The organism is Chryseobacterium sp. NFX27 (genome assembly GCF_049887855.1).
Lineage (GTDB): Bacteria > Bacteroidota > Bacteroidia > Flavobacteriales > Weeksellaceae > Chryseobacterium.
Map to the genome: position 1 here is coordinate 482,427 of NZ_JAGEKK010000001.1, position 18,296 is coordinate 500,722.

The following is an 18,296-nucleotide window of genomic DNA, read 5'->3' on the forward strand; positions in this document are numbered from 1 at the left end:
ATTAATACTAATCTTAAATAAAAAAATAATAGATATTATGTCTTATACACCAGTTGCTGCAGACGTAGCGAAATTAAGAAACCAAACAGGTGCAGGTATGATGGACTGCAAGAAAGCTCTAGTTGAAGCAGAAGGAGACTTCGAAAAAGCAGTAGATATCCTTAGAAAAAAAGGACAGAAAGTAGCTGCAAACAGAGCTGACAGAGAATCTTCTGAAGGTGCGGTAATCGCTAGAGTAAACGAGGACAACACTTTAGGTGTGGTAATCTCTCTAAACTGCGAAACTGACTTCGTTGCAAAAAATGAAGCTTTCATTGAGCTGGCTTACGAATTTGCTGAAATGGCGATCTTCGCAGCTACTAAAGAAGAGCTTTTAGCTACAGATTTCCACGGAATGACTGTTGCTGAGAAATTAATTGAGCAGACAGGTGTTATCGGTGAGAAGATCGAGATCGGAGCTTTCGAAAGAATCGAAGGACCATTCTTAGGAGCTTACATCCACGCTGGAAACAAAATTGCTGCGATCACTGCGCTTTCTGCTAAAGTAGACGGAGCTGACGAAGCTGCTAAATCTGTTTCTATGCAGGTTGCTGCGATGAACCCTATCGCTTTGGATGAAACCAGAGTTTCTCAAGAGACTATCGATAAAGAATTAGAAATCGAAAGAGAACTTCTTATAAAAGAAGGTAAGCCTGAGAACATTATCGACAATATCCTTAAAGGTAAAATGCAGAAATTCTACAAAGACAACACATTGGTACACCAGTCTTTCATTAAAGACGGAAGTATTTCTGTTGCTGACTATGTAAAATCTGTCAACGGAGACCTTAAAGTAACAGGATTTGTAAGAGTAAGTCTCACTTAATTATCTTTCAAAGAAAATACTGATCCCGGTGAAATTCACCGGGATTTTTTTATTTAGGTGCTATGGCAGATCAAGCTGGTAATAACTATATATGAACCGGGAAAAAATCTTTATATCAGTAGATAATCTCCTATGCACAGCTTTATACGAGATTACCAGTTTCATATCCCTGATGACCTTTAATTAAAAGCATGATTAATTTTTAACTTTTGTTATATTTATTTAACACTATTTCAAATATTATTTTAAATTTGTAGAAATCCTAATTCCACACACATGAAAAGATTTCTACTCAGCTTAGTATTAGTTCTTTTATCAATTAACACTCTCTTTGCACAAAGGGATACGGAACACTGGTTTGCTCCTATGGCAGCTAAAACTAATGTTCTCAACAGTCCTAAACAGGCTTTATTTTTTTCCACGGACTCTACCACACCGTTTCCTGTAGAAATATACAGTGACGGTATCTTGCTTGGGACAGTGACTATCATGAAGGGCGATCCTAAGACATTTGAACTTTCAACGGATAAAATGATCACTTCTGCTCTGTCTGAAATGTTCACGTCCGTTGGGAAAGGAATTTATACTAAAGGAACAAAACCATATTATGTTAACTTCAGGTTTAGTGTTACCAGTCACGGGGAAATATTAACATCCAAAGGTAAAGCAGGTATTGGAAAAAAATTCTATGCTGCAGCTTCTCCAATGACAGGCCAAAATACAACCCTTTTGAACTTTACAACTGGTGTTTTGGCTACAGAAGATAATACAACGGTTACTGTTTCCGGATATGATTCAGGAGTACAGTTCTCTAACGGCAGTACAGGAACTACAGCACCTACACTTACATTTACCCTTAATAAAGGGAAGGCATATATTATAGAAGGCAGAGAAAATAACGGCACCAATGCCTTCGGCTTCATTGGTGCCAAAATAGAGTCTAATAAACCTATATCGGTTACTAACGGTAACTTTAACGGCCAGTTTGCACTTCCTCCAAGTGCAGGATCCGGCGGTACTGACATTATCATGGACCAATCCGTTCCGGTAGACAGACTAGGAAATGAATTCGTCCTTGTAAAAGGAAACGGTGACAACAATGACGGTGATGAAGACGCACTGATCATCGCAACTGAAGACAACACAGAAGTATTCCTCAATGGATCTACCACTCCTATCCAAACTCTGAACGAGGGAGAATGGGTAAGAGTAGGTCAGGGGCCAAACAATACCTATGTATTCCCATACATTGATCAGGGGAATTCTCATTTCAATATGCATATCAAAACCTCTAAAAACGCATATGTATATCAGCTTCTGGCTGGTCTTCCGAACAGTACAGCAACAGAAGGATTCAATTACATCCCCCCTTTAAACTGTTTCCTACCGAGAAAGATTGATGAAATAGGATTAATCAATCAGCTTCCTGAGACTTTTTCAAGTGGTACAAAAAATATAAAATTAAATATCCTTACTGAAACAGGAGCAACGGTTACCGTAAATGGGACTCCACTTCCAGCTACACAGGGGCCTTTTACTGTAACAGGAACTACAGCATGGGTATCTTATTCTGTTCCTAATATTACAGGAAATATTACTGTTATTTCTACAAAAGCGGTTACTGCAGGAATTTCTGCAGGAAGTGGGGCAGTAGGATACGGTGGGTATTTTGCAGGATTCTCATCAATTCCGGTGATTGCAAAACGTTCCGGAGAATGTGCTCCAGGCATTGTTCTTGAAGTGGATGACAGTTATGAAGGCTACCAGTGGTTCTTAAACGGGACAGCTATCGCAGGGGCAACAGCCAGTACATTCTCACCTACGACTTCCGGAAACTATACAGTAAGAGTAACAATGGGTACATGTCCACCTGTTACTACCCCAATTTATAAGGTATTTACCTGTTTAAAGCTGACTACCCAAACACTGAATGCATGTTCTACGAAGGTAATTACACCGGCATTCACATCTTCAACACAGACTCCTGTACCCGGTACACTGGTGATTATTACTCCACCAACAAATGGTACAGCTGTAATAAATTCAAACGGAACGATTACCTACACTCCTACCACTAATTACTATGGACCGGATAAGATCGTATATAAATTCTGTGGTAATGCCACTGAATTTATAGACTGCGAACAGGTTACTTTAAATCTTACTGTTGTACCATTTGTAGTAAGAGATGCAATAATGTCAGCGTGTCAGTATGATGTAGATCCGTATGCTTATTTTGATCTTACTAAAGCCAGCGTTACTGACTATAATGCAGTAGTTAAAAAATATTATCCTACAATGGCCGATCTTACTGCAGGAACTAATGAAATTACAACTCCGCAGAATTATCCGTCTACCGGAGGATTTGTGTATGTAAAGGTTACAACTAACGAAGGCTGTACAGCGAATGCAAAAATTCAGCTGATTGCTCTTCCTATAAAAAAATCACCAATTCTTGTTGATCAGGTTATCTGTGCGGACGCCACCACAGATCTGGATGCAGGCCCCGGTTATGATTCATATCTATGGAATACCGGAGCTACCACATCTTATATTCAAAATGTAGGTATTGGAGAATATTCTGTAATTCTGGGCAAAAACGGATGTTTGCTGCCACAGATTGTAAGAGTAAGAAAAGCTGAAGATCCGGTAATTACCAAGATCGAAATTTCTAACACGACAGCCACAGTAGTCGTAAACGGAGGAAAAGCTCCATACAAATATGCGGTAGACTCCCCATCTAACTGGCAGGATTCTAATGTATTCACAGGACTTACAAGAGGTCAGCATACTTTCTATGTAAAAGACACTTACAATTGTGATCCTACATCCGTGGAAGTAACGATTCCTAATTTATTAAATGCCATTACTCCTAACGGTGATAATAAAAATGACTTTATTGACTATAGCGAATTAGCTTATAAAGAAAACCTTTCTTTTGTAATTTATGACAGATACGGAAATATGATATTTACCGGAAATAAATTCAATAATTACAAGTGGGATGGAAAACATTATGACAAAAAGCTGGTAACAGGAACTTATTGGTATCATATCAACTGGAATGAAACCAACAAGGAAAAAACTCCTATCCATTATACGGGATGGATTTTAGTTAAAAACATTGAATAAGTCCATTCCTGGCAACAAATAATTAACCGCGACTTAAAATCGCGGTTTTTTCTTAACACAAAATCATTTTTTTTAAACATTTTACAATTCCACATTAAATATTCTCTTATTTTTGCGACAATCCTAAATTCCTAATAAATGAAATATTTTTTACTCACTTTTCTTTTGCTGTTCACAACAGCTAACTCCCTTTTTGGGCAGAGAGATACGGAGCATTGGTTTGCTCCTATGGCAGCCCGAAATACAAATCTTACAAATCCACAACAGGCACTGTATTTCTCTACAGACTCCACTACTCCTTTTCCTGTAGAAATTTACAGTAATAATACCCTGTTGGGAACAGTGACCGTCGCCAAAGGGGCTCCACAGACATTTACCATTCCGCTGGGAAGCGTTATTACCGGCAGTACTTCTGAACTGTTTGTTCCGGTAAACAAAGGAATATATACAAAAGGAACAAAGCCTTATTTTGCAACCTTGAGATTTTCTGTAAGCAGTCACGGAGAAATTCTGACATCTAAAGGAAAAGCAGGGATCGGCAAAAAGTTTTATGCGGTAGTTTCACCCATAGAAAACCCTATAGTTGCGCTGAATTTCACAACCGGTGTGATGGCTACAGAGGATAATACTGTCGTTACTGTTTCAGACTATTCTCCCGACGTTATATTTACCAACGGATGGACTGGCGTGACCAATCCTTCTTTGACATTTACCCTCAATAAGGGCCAGTCCTATATTATTGAAGGAGTTGGTGATAAAGCAGGAAACAAAGAAGGCTTTATCGGTGCTAAAATAGAAGCTGACAAACCTATTTCCGTGACCAACGGAAATTTCAACGGCCAGTTTGCTATTATTCCGCCGGGTGGTTTTTTTGATGGGGCAGACATCGTCATGGACCAATCCGTTCCTACAGACAGATTGGGCAATGAATTCGTTCTTGTAAAAGGAAACGGAGATATCAGTGAAAGAATGGAAGATGCCCTGATTGTAGCTACTGAAGGTGGTACACAGGTATTTATTAACAATGGGGCAACACCGGTGGTCACACTGAATGAAGGAGATAGCTACAGAGTGAATAAGTTATCCAACACCAATTATATCAATCAGGGGAATAACCACTATAATATGTACATTAAAACAACAAAAAATGTTTACGTGTACCAGCTATTGGCAGGTGTTGCAACAAGCAATGCTACTATCGGGTTCAATTATATCCCACCTTTGAACTGTTACCTTCCAAGAAGAATCGATGAAATAGGAAACATTAATATTCTTCCCCCTACAACCAACAATGTTAAATTAAATATCCTGACAGAAACAGGAGCCGCAGTTACGGTCAACGGGGCTACCCCTCCTGCTGCTCAGGGACCTTATCCTGTATTAGGAACTTCATCATGGGTATCTTATTCCGTACCGAACGTAACAGGAAATGTAACCATCACCTCTTCAAAAGCTGTAACGGCAGGAATCTCCGGAGGAAGCGGTGTGGTTGGCTATGGTGGATATTTTGCAGGATTTTCTTCCATTCCGGTCATTGCCAAACAAACCGGCGACTGTATTCCTGGAATTGTACTGGAAGTAGATGACAGTTTTGATTCTTATCAGTGGTACAGAAACGGCACTCCTATTACCGGAGCGGTAGCTAACTCTTACATTCCTACACAGTCAGGTAATTATACTGTAAAAATCACGGTAGGCTCATGTCCTCCTATAACCACTCCGGTGTATAAGGTATTCACATGCCTTACGGAAACTACATTGAACGAAACGGTGTGCGACGGTGTTAAGCTGATTGTTCCAACATTTACAAACTCTACACAATCTGTCGTTCCGGGCAGCGTAATCATTGTGACACCACCTGTTAACGGGAATGCGGTAGTTGATCCTGCCACAGGGGTTATCAGCTATGCTCCAGCTTACAATTATGTAGGTCCTGATTCTTTTGTTTACAAATTTTGTGGAAATAATCCTGACTTTACAGACTGTGAAGAAGTAACATTGAATTTAACAGTTTCTGAGAGTCCTATTGTTACCAATGCCTCTTTAAGAACATGTTATCTGGAAGCGAATCCGGCTACAGGACTATTTAACCTTACTAACGCTTCAGTAACCGTACAGCCGGGAGTTATCAAAAAATATTATCCTTCTCCAACGGATGCTGACAACAGTACGAATGAAATCCTAAATCCGGCGACTTATATCGCCCCTACCGGAGTTGCCTACGTAAAAGTAATCAATGCCAACGGATGCTACAGGATTGCAGAAGTTTCGCTTACTGTTCTTCCTCCTGTAAAATCTACTGTTCTTGTTGATAAGATCATTTGTATGGAAGACAAGACAACGCTTGATGCCGGTCCTGATTTCAATGGTTACGAATGGAGCACAGGTGCTACAACACAAGCCATCCAAAATGTCGGTGTAGGAACCTATTGGGTGAAGTTGAAAACCGGCGACTGTATTACGCTTCAGACGGTGAAAGTATATGCTTCTGAACAGCCGGTGATTTCCAATATCGATATTTCGAGCACCACAGTTACCGTGTATGCCATAGGCGGAACCCCTCCATATCAATATTCAATGGATAATATCCAATGGCAGGATTCCAATATATTCACAGATATCGCAAGAGGAATATCTGCCGTATACGTAAAAGACAGTTACAACTGCGACCCCATAAAAGTAGAAATTACCATTCCTAATCTGATCAATGCCATTACCCCTAATGAAGACGGGGTAAATGATGTCCTCGACTATTCATTATTATCAGGCAAAAAAGATTTGGAATTCACTATTTTTGACAGATATGGAAGTAAAATATTCCAGGGAGATAAATCAAACGGTTATAAATGGAATGGTACTTTGGGCGGCAGCAAAAGAGTTCCTACCGGAAATTACTGGTTTGAGATCCATTGGAATGAACCTGCTGGTAAACAGACTGCTGTAAAATATACAGGCTGGATTCTCGTAAAAAGCAGGGAATAAATACTGAAAAATATTACTCTTCAAACCGCGATTTTAACATCGCGGTTTTTTTATTACTTTTTCGGGGTATGAATCCATTTTATTATTAAATTTGTGTTAAACTCCCTCTGCTGAATGAAAAAAATTTTATCTTTTTTATTTATACTTTCTTTTTTCACCTTTACCTTCGCCCAACTGGATAGGGAACACTGGTTTGCCCCGATGATGGATAGGAGTTTAAACCCCAATCGTTATCAAAAATTATACTTGTCTACCAACAGAACAACCCCTTTCCCTGTCAGTATATATAACAATAATGTTCTTATCGGAACGGTAAATATCAGCAAAAACAATCCCCAGAAATTTGACGTTTTAAGAAACTACATCATTACCACCAGCCAGGCAGACCTGTTTACCCCAACTACAAAAGGATTATATCTAAAAGCAGAATTTCCCTTCTATGCCAACCTCAGGTTTTCCGTATTCAACCATGCGGAGATTATTACTTCGAAAGGAATACCCTCTACAGGAAAAAACTTCTATGCTGCAAATGCTCCCATTACGGTCAGTAATGCCATCTTAAACTTTATGACCAGCGTTCTTGCAACTGAGGATAATACAACAATTACAGTCTCCGGATATCAGCCAACGGTACAGTTTTCAAACGGAACCACGGGCGCTACCAACCCTACCATGACTTTTACCCTCAATAAGGGCCAATCATACATTATAGAGGGTACAGGTACAGCGAATACTGATGGTTTCATTGGTGCCAAGATAACCGCAAATAAGCCGGTGAATATCACCAATGGAAATTTCAACGGCCAGTATGCCGGAAACTATCCTTCAAGCTCAGATATTTTAATGGACCAGGCTGTTCCTGTTGAAAGACTCGGAACCGAGTTTGCTTTAGTAAAAGGGAACGGCAGAATCGGGTCCAATATGGAAGGAGCCATTGTGATTGCCACTGAGGACAATACGCAGATCTTTGTCAACGATGAAATTCCTCCCCTTACCACTCTGAATGCAGGACAGTATTTTGTTATTCCTGATTCAAAATATAAACTACAGGCAGGAGTTCATTATAACCTCTACCTTAAAACATCCAAGAATGCCTATGTCTATCAGATTCTTGCCGGAGATTCCGTTTCAGGAAGTGAGGTAGCAACCGGAGGGTTCAATTTTATTCCGGCACTGAACTGCTATCTTCCCAAGCAGATTAATGAATTGGGATTTATTGATGAGAACTTCGTTCATTCCACTGCCAACCCTTCTGGAATCCTTACTATTCCGACCAAGCTGAATCTTATTACAGAAAAAGGAGCCAACGTCACGGTAAACGGGGTGGTTCCGCCGGCAACAACAGGTCCGTTCGATATGACAGGTACAGCCAACTGGGTAACCTACGGTATTCCCAATGTTACCGGAACGATCACTATAGTTTCCAACAAAGCGATTACTGCGGGAATTAATGCAGGAAGTAATGCTGTAGGATATGGAGGTTTTTTCGCCGGTTTTCCTACACAGCCTGTTATTTTAAGCTCAGGAGGAACCTGTGCTCCCGGCATTGTGCTTACAGTGGATCCTATAATTTATGATACCTATCAGTGGTATCTAAACGGAACTCTTATTCCCGGAGCTACGGGATCATCCATTAGCCCTACACAGTCTGGATTTTATACCTGTTCTGTGACAATGGGAAAATGTGCACCTTTGGTGACAGAACAGTTTAAAGTCCTGAATTGTACAAAGCTGAGTACATCAACCTATAATGTCTGCAGCACAAAAACCATCACACCGGCATTCACCAGTTCTGCACAGACTCCTGTACCTTCTACCGTAGCTATTATTAATGCTCCTACATTGGGAACGGCTGTGATTGATCCTGTTACCGGTATTATTACGTATACTGTCAATACTCCCGGAACAGTCGGGACAGATACTTTTACCTATACTTTCTGTGGGGATGATCCTATTTTTACTGACTGTGAAACAGTAACCGTCACCGTTAATGTTCTTTCTCTCATCGTAACAAATGTTACGTTATATGCCTGTAATATTAACGGACAGGGAACTTTTAATCTTACTTCCGCCAATGTAACCAATAACTCACCGGTAACCATTACTTACTACCCTACCTTAGCAGATGCCCAGACGGAAAACCCCGGAGCACTTATCACCTCCGCGAATGCCTATACCGCCCCGGACGGCACCATTGTATATGCTGTAGTAAAAAATAACCTGGGCTGTAAAAGTATTGCCCAGATTACCCTTTCTTTATATAATCTGGCTATTGTAACGAACAATTATAACGGTATTTTCTGTGATGACAATATGGACGGAACAGTCACCGTCGCGTTATCCAGTATAACAGGTATTGTGCTGAATAATCCAGGTTACTTTACCAACGTAAGATATTACGCATCCCTTGCTGATGCTAATGCAGGGAACAACAATACTCTTCCCAACAACTGGAGCTATACAGCTGCAACAACCATTTATATCAGAGTTGAATCTCCGGACGGCTGTGCTGTTGTTGTAAAACCTTTACAGTTCAGCATCGGAGCCCGTATTCCTTTATTAACACCTTCAGCCGTAACGAGTATTTGTGATGATGATCTTGATGGGATAAAAGCGGTTGATCTTGCGCAGTTTATCCCTCAGTTTACAGCAGACCCCAGTGTGACCTATACTTTCCATGGGAGTTTAGCTGATGCTCAGAATGATAGTAATCCTATATCAGCAACCGTTAATATCACAGGCACTCAGAACTTTTACATCAGATTTGAGAAAAATGGTGTCTGTCCTGAGGTTGGATCCGTCAAAATCACCGTTAAAGCCCCTAAGAAATCTGATCTCTTAAAAGACAAGATTATCTGTCTGAAAGCGACTACTACATTAGATGCAGGTCCCGGTTTTGAAAAATACCTTTGGAGTACGGGAGCTACTTCTCCTTCTATTTCCAATGTTTCTGTGGGAAGCTACTGGGTAGAGCTTACATTCAATGGTTGTGTTTACAAGCAATATGTTAACGTTACAGAATCACCTCTTCCGGTGATCACCTCCATTGAGATCAACGGATCTACAGTAACCGTTGGTGTAAGCGGCGGAGTACCTCCGTATCAATATTCACTGGACGGGATAAGCTGGCAGAACTCAAATGTTTTCAACAATGTACCGAGAGGAGCCCATAAGGTCTTTGTAAGAGACTCTAAGCTGTGTGGTGAGGTAGAAAAAGCATTTGCCATCATCAATCTCATCAATACCATCACTCCTAACGATGACGGCCACAATGATGAAATAAACTATTCCGCTTTGATGAGTAACACGAATCTGGAATTCAGGATATTCGACCGTTATGGAGCCGAAGTCTTCAGAGGAAGCCCAAGCAACCGATATACCTGGGACGGAAGAATGGGTGGAAGACCTGTACCCACAGCTACTTACTGGTATTTTATCACCTGGACGGAATTCGGTACTTCTATTCCTGTAAAATACACGAGCTGGCTGCTGGTAAAACGTAAATAATGAAATAATTTTGGTTTAAATTTCATGACATCATTCTATTCATCAACATTTATAACATTCATTAACAGTTAAGTATTAAAGTTTAATATAACTTTAACCTGTAATCACTATCTTAATAGGTATAAATTGCTGTATTTCTACGTAATTTTGCCCCAATTATATGAAGAAGCTAATTACCCTTTTGCTGCTGATTTTTCTGGCAAAAATCAATGCACAGACCTATTCCGGAGAGGTATTTTTAAGAGACAATTCGATTTTGTATCTCAACCAGGTTTACGTAACCAATCTGAATACTCAGAAAACGGTACTTACCGATTACAATGGTACTTATAATATCCCTGCTGTTCCCGGAGATGTGATCCGTTTTACCTCTATCGTCACAGAACGAAAGGATGTAAAGCTTACTCCACAGATGATACAGCAGAAAAACATCATAGAATTAAAGATCGCGTATTACGAGATTCAGGAAATTGTGTTAAGCAGATTCAAACCTACCGGAAATCTTAGATATGATGTAAATTCTATCAGAAAAGAAGATAAAGGACTGGCGATCAAAAAGGTAATCGGACTCCCTGAGCCTAAGGGTGACGGAACATCTCCTGAACTTCCGGTTGCCGGATTAAGGGACGGTGGACTCACTTTCAGCCTGGAAAGCATCTACGACATTCTTTCAGGTGACAGAAAGAAAAAACAGCGTTATATGGCTTATGAAAGGATGAATAATTCTGTGGCCCAGATTAAAAATTATCTTGGGAAAGACTATTTTGCCAAGTTCAAAATCCCTGACAATCTTATTGATAATTTCCTTCAGTTTGTTTATACTTCAGAAAATATTGAAGCTTATGTCCTGTCCGGTAATTTTGAGGCGATAAAGATCCCTATTGAAAAGTATCTGCCGATTTATCAGAAAAGACTTAAAACTTCTAATCTTCAGGAAGTAATTAAATAGGCTATTGACATCTTAAGGAATGTATACAAATTAATAATTTATAGTATACATTTCTTTTTTATTTAAAAATATGTTTAATTTTATCTCACAATTTCGGGGCTAAAATAAAAACAAAAGTATTTCGTTATTGTAATAAAAACTAATGGACCAAAAACACAAATTAAGAAAGAACACCAGCTTTTAACTTAATATTTGTTAATGAAAAAATTACTTTTACTATTTGTTTCTGTTCTATTTTTTAATCTGTCTGCCCAGAAAAGAGGGAAAGACTACAGCAATATTTTAAAAAGTAAAAATATCTATGAGATCAATGCTTTTCTCAGAGATGCACATCCTGATGATCCCCGGAGATCTGTACTGAAACCCAGGGTGATGGAAATGATGACGCAATACATTAAAGACGCTCATCCTGCAGACCAGAAAGTGAAAGACATGCAGGAAATGCTTGCCCTGCTGAAAAGAAGACCGTCTACAAAGATCAGTTTTGATGAAATGAATGCCATTATCAAGCAGAAACAGATCGCCAAATATAAGGCAGAGCTTGCCGCCAAACAGTCTACAGTAGTCTATACGCCAAGTACCACTCAAAATGCTTTTGTTGTCAATACAACCGCCAATGCCGCTGTTCCGAACGCTGAAGCTGAAGAGTTTAATATGCTGATGGCTGTAAATCCTGTGGAGCACAAAAATAAAACGGTAAAAATACTAAACTCCCTATTCGACAATGACCCGAACAGCAAGGAAAGCATTGTTCTTATCAAGAATAACTCGGACTGTAATATCATTGTAAGAATGGAAGGAGTGGGAAACACCAAATACAGACTTGCTGTTCCTGCCCATGATGAGAGTACAATTGTTATCACCAAAGGACAGTATCTTTTCACAAGTCTTGTTTGCGGCGCACAGTATGCATCCCAAAAAACCATCGAAAAAGCCATCATGGTAGCACTGGGAACTTCCGGAACATAGTAAGCCCTCTGCAAATACACTCAGATCTTGTCTTTTATACTTAAAAGGCAAGGTAATCTATGTAAAAATTGCTATTTTTGCAGGATTTTATAAATGACTCGATGGGCAAAAATAAATTAGCAAGATTCGCTGAAAACAAGATTTTACCAAATGTTATCCAACCCACAAGAGAGGATGCATTAAACGGTTTTCCGCTTAAGGGAAACTGGAGAAAGGATTTCTTTAAGAACGAAAATCCAATTGTACTTGAGCTGGGTTGTGGAAAAGGAGAATATTCTGTAGGACTCGCTAAAACTTTCCCTGAAAAAAACTTCATTGGAATAGATATTAAAGGAGCCAGATTCTGGTTCGGAGCCAAGGAAGCCGTGGATAGCGGAATGACTAATGTGGCATTTCTCAGAACACAGATCGAGCTTGTAGATCATTTTTTTGCAGAAAATGAAGTGGACGAAATATGGATCACGTTCCCTGATCCTCAGATCAAATACAAACGTACCAAGCACAGACTTACTCATCCTGACTTTTTAGAACGGTACAAAAAATTCCTGAAACCTGGTGGAATCATCCATCTGAAAACGGATTCGGAATTTCTGCATGGCTACACACTGGGCTATTTGCAGGGTGCCGGCTATGAAATCATTACAGCCCATCATGATATTTACGGGGCCCCTGAGTATGATCCTAATACGGAACATCTCAGAGATATAAAAACCTATTATGAAGAGCTTTTCTCAGCCAAAGGAAAAACAATAACCTACATAAAATTCCGGATAAGCTAATGGAATAACACAACAAATTGATGAAAAAAATTTTAACGACCCTCCTCTTCTTTTTCCTGATTTCGGGTTCTGCTTCGGCGCAGAAAAAACACAAGGATATCCTGAAAAGCACCAATACAAAGGAAATTGAGGACTACCTTAAGAATGCACACCCTGATGACCCTAAAAGAGCTGTGCTAAAACCCAAGCTCATTGCTTTAAAGAATTCCAACTGGACAAAAGGTGCCAAAACCGCAAAGCCAATGGAAGCCAGACCAATAATGACTGAAATCCCGAACAGGTTTTTGAGAAATTCAAACTCTAATGACGCGGAAGAGTTTAAAAGACTCATCGCCGAAACCTCAGATCAGCACAAGGAAAAAACAGTAAAGCTCCTGAATGCTATGTTTGATGAGGATATTACCAGTAAAGAGGCAGTGCTACTGTTTAGAAATAATTCGGACTGCAATATCATCCTCAGGATTGAAGGAAAAGACTTTTACAACCTGGCCGTTCCTGCACATGGTGAGAATTTCATCATTCTCAATAAAGGTTCTTATACCCTGAACAGTAATGTCTGTGATGTAAAATATGCCTCTCAGAAAGACATAAAAAAAAGTATATTTGTAGTCATTGAAAATCCCGGCACACCCAGATCTGATGTACATAAAGATGCAGCAAAAGATCAAAAGGAAGCAACACCGGTAAAACCTTCAAAAAAGAAAAGATCAAAAAAATAACTGTATGAAAAAGCTATTCGCTTTCTCCGGAATTTCACTTATCCTTATGAGCTGTAATGCCAACTATAACAGCTACCCTACAAGAATTCCTTCAACATCAGGTTCGTATCCGGGGAGTACTGTCATGAGCGCGGAGAGGGAATATGCAGAGCTGATCAAGACTTATAAGCCTGAAACAGCAGATGTATTAAATGATCTTCTTAATGAGGATTCTCCCGGCAATCCCAGAACTTCTATTTCGGTGGAAAATAAATCTCCCTGCAATATGGTGCTTACTGTGAGCAGCACGGGCTTCTTTAAAAAGATCCCGATAGGTTCCGGAAAGGTTGGCTATACAATGGTCCCCAAAAACCGGAATTACAGACTCTCCGGAATGCTCTGTAACTCCTCTTATGACTCTACAAAGTACATTACAACATCTTACGCTATAAAGATCAGTAATTAAAATAAAAAACCCTCTCATTGAGTGGGTTTTATCTTTTATCGCAAAGGCAAACAAAGTATATTTTCCGGGATGAATAAATAAGAAAGACAAAAGTATTTCATTCAGCAATGGGATACAAAATATTCATGTTGCTTAAAATACTTATTATTGCTCTTATTTTTAGTCTTCTCCAAGATTCAAGCCATACCAGGATATGAAACAAAAAAAACGCCGGACAAAATCCAGCGTTTTTTCTATATTAAAGAAAATCTTTAATTATTCAGCATCGAAATCAGTATCCGTTTCAGCAGACACTTTTTCTCCTTCTTCTTTAGATTTTTCTTTATCAGCTTTTCTTTGAGACTGTCCTTCTTTGATAGAATCAGAAACAATGTTTAAGATCATATCGATAGATTTAGAAGCATCATCGTTTCCTGGGATAACGAAGTCTACTTTTCTAGGATCAGAGTTTGTATCAACAATACCGAAAACTGGAATACCTAATTTCTTAGCTTCAGTTACAGCGATATGTTCTCTCATGATATCTACAACGAAGATTGCAGAAGGAAGACGAACCATGTCAGAGATAGAACCTAAGTTTTTCTCTAGGTTAGCTCTTTGTCTGTCTACCTGTAATCTTTCTTTTTTAGATAAAGTTTCGAACGTACCGTCTTTTTTCATTTTGTCGATATGGTTCATTTTCTTTACAGCCTTTCTGATTGTAACGAAGTTCGTTAGCATACCACCAGGCCATCTTTCTGTAATATAAGGCATATTAAGTTCAGAAGCATGTTTTGCAACCACTTCTTTCGCTTGCTTCTTAGTAGCTACGAAAAGAACTTTTTTACCTGCAGAAGTTAATTTTTCTAAAGCACTACAAGCTTCGTCCAATTTAACTGCTGTTTTATGTAAGTCTACAATGTGAATACCGTTTTTCTCCATAAAAATGTATGGAGCCATATTTGGATTCCACTTTCTGGTCATGTGACCGAAGTGTACGCCAGCCTCTAAAAGGTCTTTTACATTTGCTTTTGCCATGTTTTCTGTTTTTGTTAGTTTACTTTCCGTCTTTTAAACAATCAACAACTTCTTTAGATGGGAGAAGTGTTTGGATGCTAAACGTAACGGGCAATTTTTTTGTTTTGATAAATAGATATTAGATACAAGACCACAAACCGAATAAATTCTGAAATCTGAAATCCTGCATCTGAAGTCTGAAAATTAACGTTTTGAGAATTGGAATCTCTTTCTTGCTTTTTTCTGACCTGGCTTCTTTCTTTCCACCATTCTTGCGTCTCTTGTAAGTAAACCAGCTGGCTTCAAAGCTAATCTGAATTCAGCATTGATTTCACATAAAGCTCTTGAAATACCTAATCTGATAGCTTCTGCCTGACCTGTATTACCACCACCGAAAACATTTACGGTAACGTCATACTGACCAACAGTTTCAGAAAGGATAAACGGTTGGTTCAGCTTGTAAACCATCACGTCTGTAGAGAAATAAGTTGCAGCATCTTTACCGTTTACTGTAATAACACCAGAACCTGGTCTTACATAAACTCTCGCTACAGAAGTTTTTCTTCTTCCGATTTTGTGAACTATAGACATAATTAATTATTTAAATTCGTTAACATTAATTGTTTTAGGCTGTTGAGCTTCATGTTTGTGCTCAGTTCCTTCATATAGATAAAGGTTCTTCAATAAAGCAGATCCTAATCTGTTCTTTGGTAACATACCTTTTACAGATTTCTCCAATACTTTTAAAGAATCTTTCTTCTGAAGTTCAGCCGCAGTCATAGACTTCTGTCCACCAGGGTAACCTGTATGCCAGATGTAAGTCTTATCAGCCCACTTATTTCCGGAAAGCGTAATTTTCCCAGCATTCAAAACGATCACGTTATCACCACAATCTACGTGAGGTGTAAAGTTCGTTTTGTGCTTACCTCTCAAAATCTTTGCAACCGTAGAAGCTAGTCTTCCTAACGGCTGTCCTTCAGCGTCTACCACAACCCATTCTTTATTAGCAGTAGCTTTGTTCGCTGAAACAGTTTTGTAACTTAATGTATTCACACGTTTTAGTTAAAGATTAAACATAATTTTCCCCTAAAAGGGTGTGCAAAGGTACAAATTATTTTCGTAACCCAAAAACATATTTTATTTAATCTGACCTACTTCCGGGTTTTAATTCCTTTTAACTGATTATCAACAATTCACATTAACCTATGATTTGTAAATAATGGCTAATGAAACAATGTCTCAAAAAATTCTAAAAACGCAAAGAGTCTGACATTTATTCGTTCTTTATTAACTTTACTTTAAAGATTTTCCTTAAAACTTATTAATATGATTATTTATTTCGCGAAATATTTATATTTGTGTCCAAATCATAGTTCTAACTATCCATGAGCCACGGAAAAATAAGAGAAGATAAAACCTGCCTGAACTGCGGGCGCCAGGTTGAAGAAAGATTCTGCCCGCACTGCGGACAGCAAAATATAGAAAGCCGCCATCCTTTTTACTATCTGTTCACTCATTTTTTTGAGGATTTCACTCATTATGACGGTCAGTTCTGGGGAACTATGAAAAATCTGCTTTTTAATCCGGGAAGACTTACAAAGGTTTATCTGGAAGGGAAAAGGCAGCAGTTTGTTCCTCCGGTAAAGCTTTACATTTTTATAAGTTTTGTCACTTTTCTGTTTATTTCATTCCAAATAACAGATTTAAATTTCGGAAAGGAAAATTTCCGCCAGGCAGAAGATATCAATAAAGAGATTCAAAGAGAAGCTGCGAAAAATAAAGCAGTAAATGAAGCCTTACAATCTCCGGAAGTACTAAAGGCAGATTCTCTTACCGGTGGAATGCTGGCCCGTGCAATAGATTCAAGCCAGGTTAAAAATACAGCTCAAGACAGTGTTGATGTTGAAAACATTTTTAAAGAAGATAAGAGCATTACAAAATCCTTAGGACTCCAGTCTATGGAGGATTTTGACAAGAAAAATCAAAAGAACGGGAACAAGTATCAGATTTTCCGCCCTTTTGTGGCCAAGATCTTTGAACTGGAAGAAAAAGGCCATTCTCCAAGTGAGATTATCAATATGTTTATTAAAAGTTCTGTTCACAATCTACCGAAAGCTCTGTTCATATACCTTCCTTTGTTTGCTTTTCTGCTATGGATATTTCACAGTAAAAAAAAGTGGTGGTATTTTGATCATGGTGTTTTTACCCTCCATTACTTTTCTTTCCTATTACTGCTTACCCTTCTTCTTTTTGTACTGAATAAGGTGTTTAGCTATTTTGGTGAAACAAGCAGCTTTGCCATTATTATGAAAGGACTGGTGACTACAGGGGCTACTGTTTATGCAGGATGCTATTTTTTTGTTGCCCATTACAGGACCTACCGCACGCATCCCGCCCTGACAATTTTAGTAGGTGCTGTTTTATTCTTTATCAACACCGTTTTATTTACCTTCTTATTAATGGGCTTGGGAATCGTTAGTTTTTTACTGATGCATTAACTGCGAAGAGATTTGTTTGCCCTGAAACTGGCAATTAAGTAGTAGGCTACAAAAACTGTAGAAAACTTCAGGATAGACGGAATGGCAAGTTCAAGATTGAATATAAACGTTCCAATTAGGACTAAAATACCCATTGCAACAAATGAAATACCTAATTTTTGCGGCAACGTAAAATTGGGCGTATCCAGATAATAAGCTATTCCCCATGCTATCCCAAAAGACAGGGCATAATATATATCAAGACCGATATTATCAGAACTGTAAAAAAAATAATTGATAAGGAAACTAAGAACGGTTCCTAAAGCAAAATACATCCAAGCCTTTTTCATACTATATATATTATCCTGCAAAAATAGATAATTTACTTGTCATTTTTAAATGAATACTTGCTAAGGCGGGGAAAAACCAACTTCCAAACAATGCCTAACAATATCAAAATCAATTAATTAAACAAA

The 18,296-nt window shown here is 38.7% G+C and carries 14 protein-coding genes; 10 read left to right on the top strand and 4 right to left on the bottom strand.

Going from position 1 to position 18,296, the window contains the following annotated elements:
- Positions 1-37 precede the first annotated feature (37 nt).
- The 9 genes from tsf (at position 38) to J4Q03_RS02325 (ending at position 14,347) form a co-directional block, all read left to right on the top strand.
- A complete protein-coding gene (tsf, locus tag J4Q03_RS02285; RefSeq protein WP_426046600.1) occupies positions 38-865 on the top strand; it encodes a translation elongation factor Ts in 828 nt (275 codons plus the stop codon).
- A 276-nt stretch (positions 866-1,141) separates the two neighbouring features.
- The gene (locus J4Q03_RS02290) at positions 1,142-3,997 is read left to right on the top strand and encodes a T9SS type B sorting domain-containing protein (protein WP_426046601.1); all 2,856 of its coding nucleotides are present in this window, start codon (positions 1,142-1,144) and stop codon (positions 3,995-3,997) included.
- 138 nt (positions 3,998-4,135) lie between these two features.
- Positions 4,136-6,979, top strand: a complete 2,844-nt coding sequence (locus J4Q03_RS02295; RefSeq protein WP_426046602.1) for a T9SS type B sorting domain-containing protein — start codon at positions 4,136-4,138, stop codon at positions 6,977-6,979.
- Positions 6,980-7,093: 114 nt separating this feature from the next.
- Positions 7,094-10,486: a T9SS type B sorting domain-containing protein gene (locus J4Q03_RS02300; protein WP_426046603.1), complete on the top strand. Its 3,393-nt coding sequence runs from the start codon at positions 7,094-7,096 to the stop codon at positions 10,484-10,486.
- A gap of 160 nt (positions 10,487-10,646) precedes the next feature.
- Complete coding sequence (locus J4Q03_RS02305) at positions 10,647-11,435, top strand: hypothetical protein (protein WP_426046604.1); 789 nt, start codon at positions 10,647-10,649, stop codon at positions 11,433-11,435.
- 198 nt (positions 11,436-11,633) lie between these two features.
- Positions 11,634-12,404, top strand: coding sequence for a DUF6759 domain-containing protein (locus J4Q03_RS02310; RefSeq protein WP_426046605.1), 771 nt, complete (start codon positions 11,634-11,636; stop codon positions 12,402-12,404).
- 101 nt (positions 12,405-12,505) lie between these two features.
- Positions 12,506-13,183: a tRNA (guanosine(46)-N7)-methyltransferase TrmB gene (gene trmB, locus J4Q03_RS02315; protein ID WP_426046606.1), complete on the top strand. Its 678-nt coding sequence runs from the start codon at positions 12,506-12,508 to the stop codon at positions 13,181-13,183.
- Between the two features lie 20 nt (positions 13,184-13,203).
- Positions 13,204-13,902 (top strand): DUF6759 domain-containing protein, encoded by a 699-nt coding sequence (locus J4Q03_RS02320; RefSeq protein ID WP_426046607.1) that lies wholly within the window; start codon positions 13,204-13,206, stop codon positions 13,900-13,902.
- A gap of 4 nt (positions 13,903-13,906) precedes the next feature.
- On the top strand, positions 13,907-14,347 hold the full coding sequence (locus J4Q03_RS02325) for a DUF6759 domain-containing protein (RefSeq protein ID WP_426046608.1): 441 nt from the start codon (positions 13,907-13,909) through the stop codon (positions 14,345-14,347).
- Positions 14,348-14,602: 255 nt separating this feature from the next.
- Here J4Q03_RS02325 and rpsB read toward each other — a convergent pair whose 3' ends face one another.
- The 3 genes from rpsB to rplM all read right to left on the bottom strand — a co-directional run bounded on the left by rpsB (position 14,603) and on the right by rplM (position 16,396).
- Positions 14,603-15,364, bottom strand: coding sequence for a 30S ribosomal protein S2 (rpsB, locus tag J4Q03_RS02330; protein ID WP_111955604.1), 762 nt, complete (start codon positions 15,362-15,364; stop codon positions 14,603-14,605).
- A gap of 183 nt (positions 15,365-15,547) precedes the next feature.
- Positions 15,548-15,934, bottom strand: a complete 387-nt coding sequence (gene rpsI, locus J4Q03_RS02335) for a 30S ribosomal protein S9 (RefSeq protein ID WP_045501218.1) — start codon at positions 15,932-15,934, stop codon at positions 15,548-15,550.
- A 6-nt stretch (positions 15,935-15,940) separates the two neighbouring features.
- Positions 15,941-16,396, bottom strand: a complete 456-nt coding sequence (rplM, locus tag J4Q03_RS02340) for a 50S ribosomal protein L13 (RefSeq protein ID WP_034706094.1) — start codon at positions 16,394-16,396, stop codon at positions 15,941-15,943.
- Positions 16,397-16,728: 332 nt separating this feature from the next.
- Here rplM and J4Q03_RS02345 point away from each other — a divergent pair, with 332 nt between their 5' ends.
- Positions 16,729-17,841: a DUF3667 domain-containing protein gene (locus tag J4Q03_RS02345; RefSeq protein WP_426046609.1), complete on the top strand. Its 1,113-nt coding sequence runs from the start codon at positions 16,729-16,731 to the stop codon at positions 17,839-17,841.
- On the opposite strand, the gene J4Q03_RS02350 is transcribed toward J4Q03_RS02345, so the two are convergent.
- A complete protein-coding gene (locus tag J4Q03_RS02350) occupies positions 17,838-18,170 on the bottom strand; it encodes a hypothetical protein (protein WP_426046610.1) in 333 nt (110 codons plus the stop codon). The two genes, J4Q03_RS02345 and J4Q03_RS02350, sit on opposite strands and share 4 nt — an antisense overlap.
- Between the last annotated feature and the right edge of the window lie 126 nt (positions 18,171-18,296).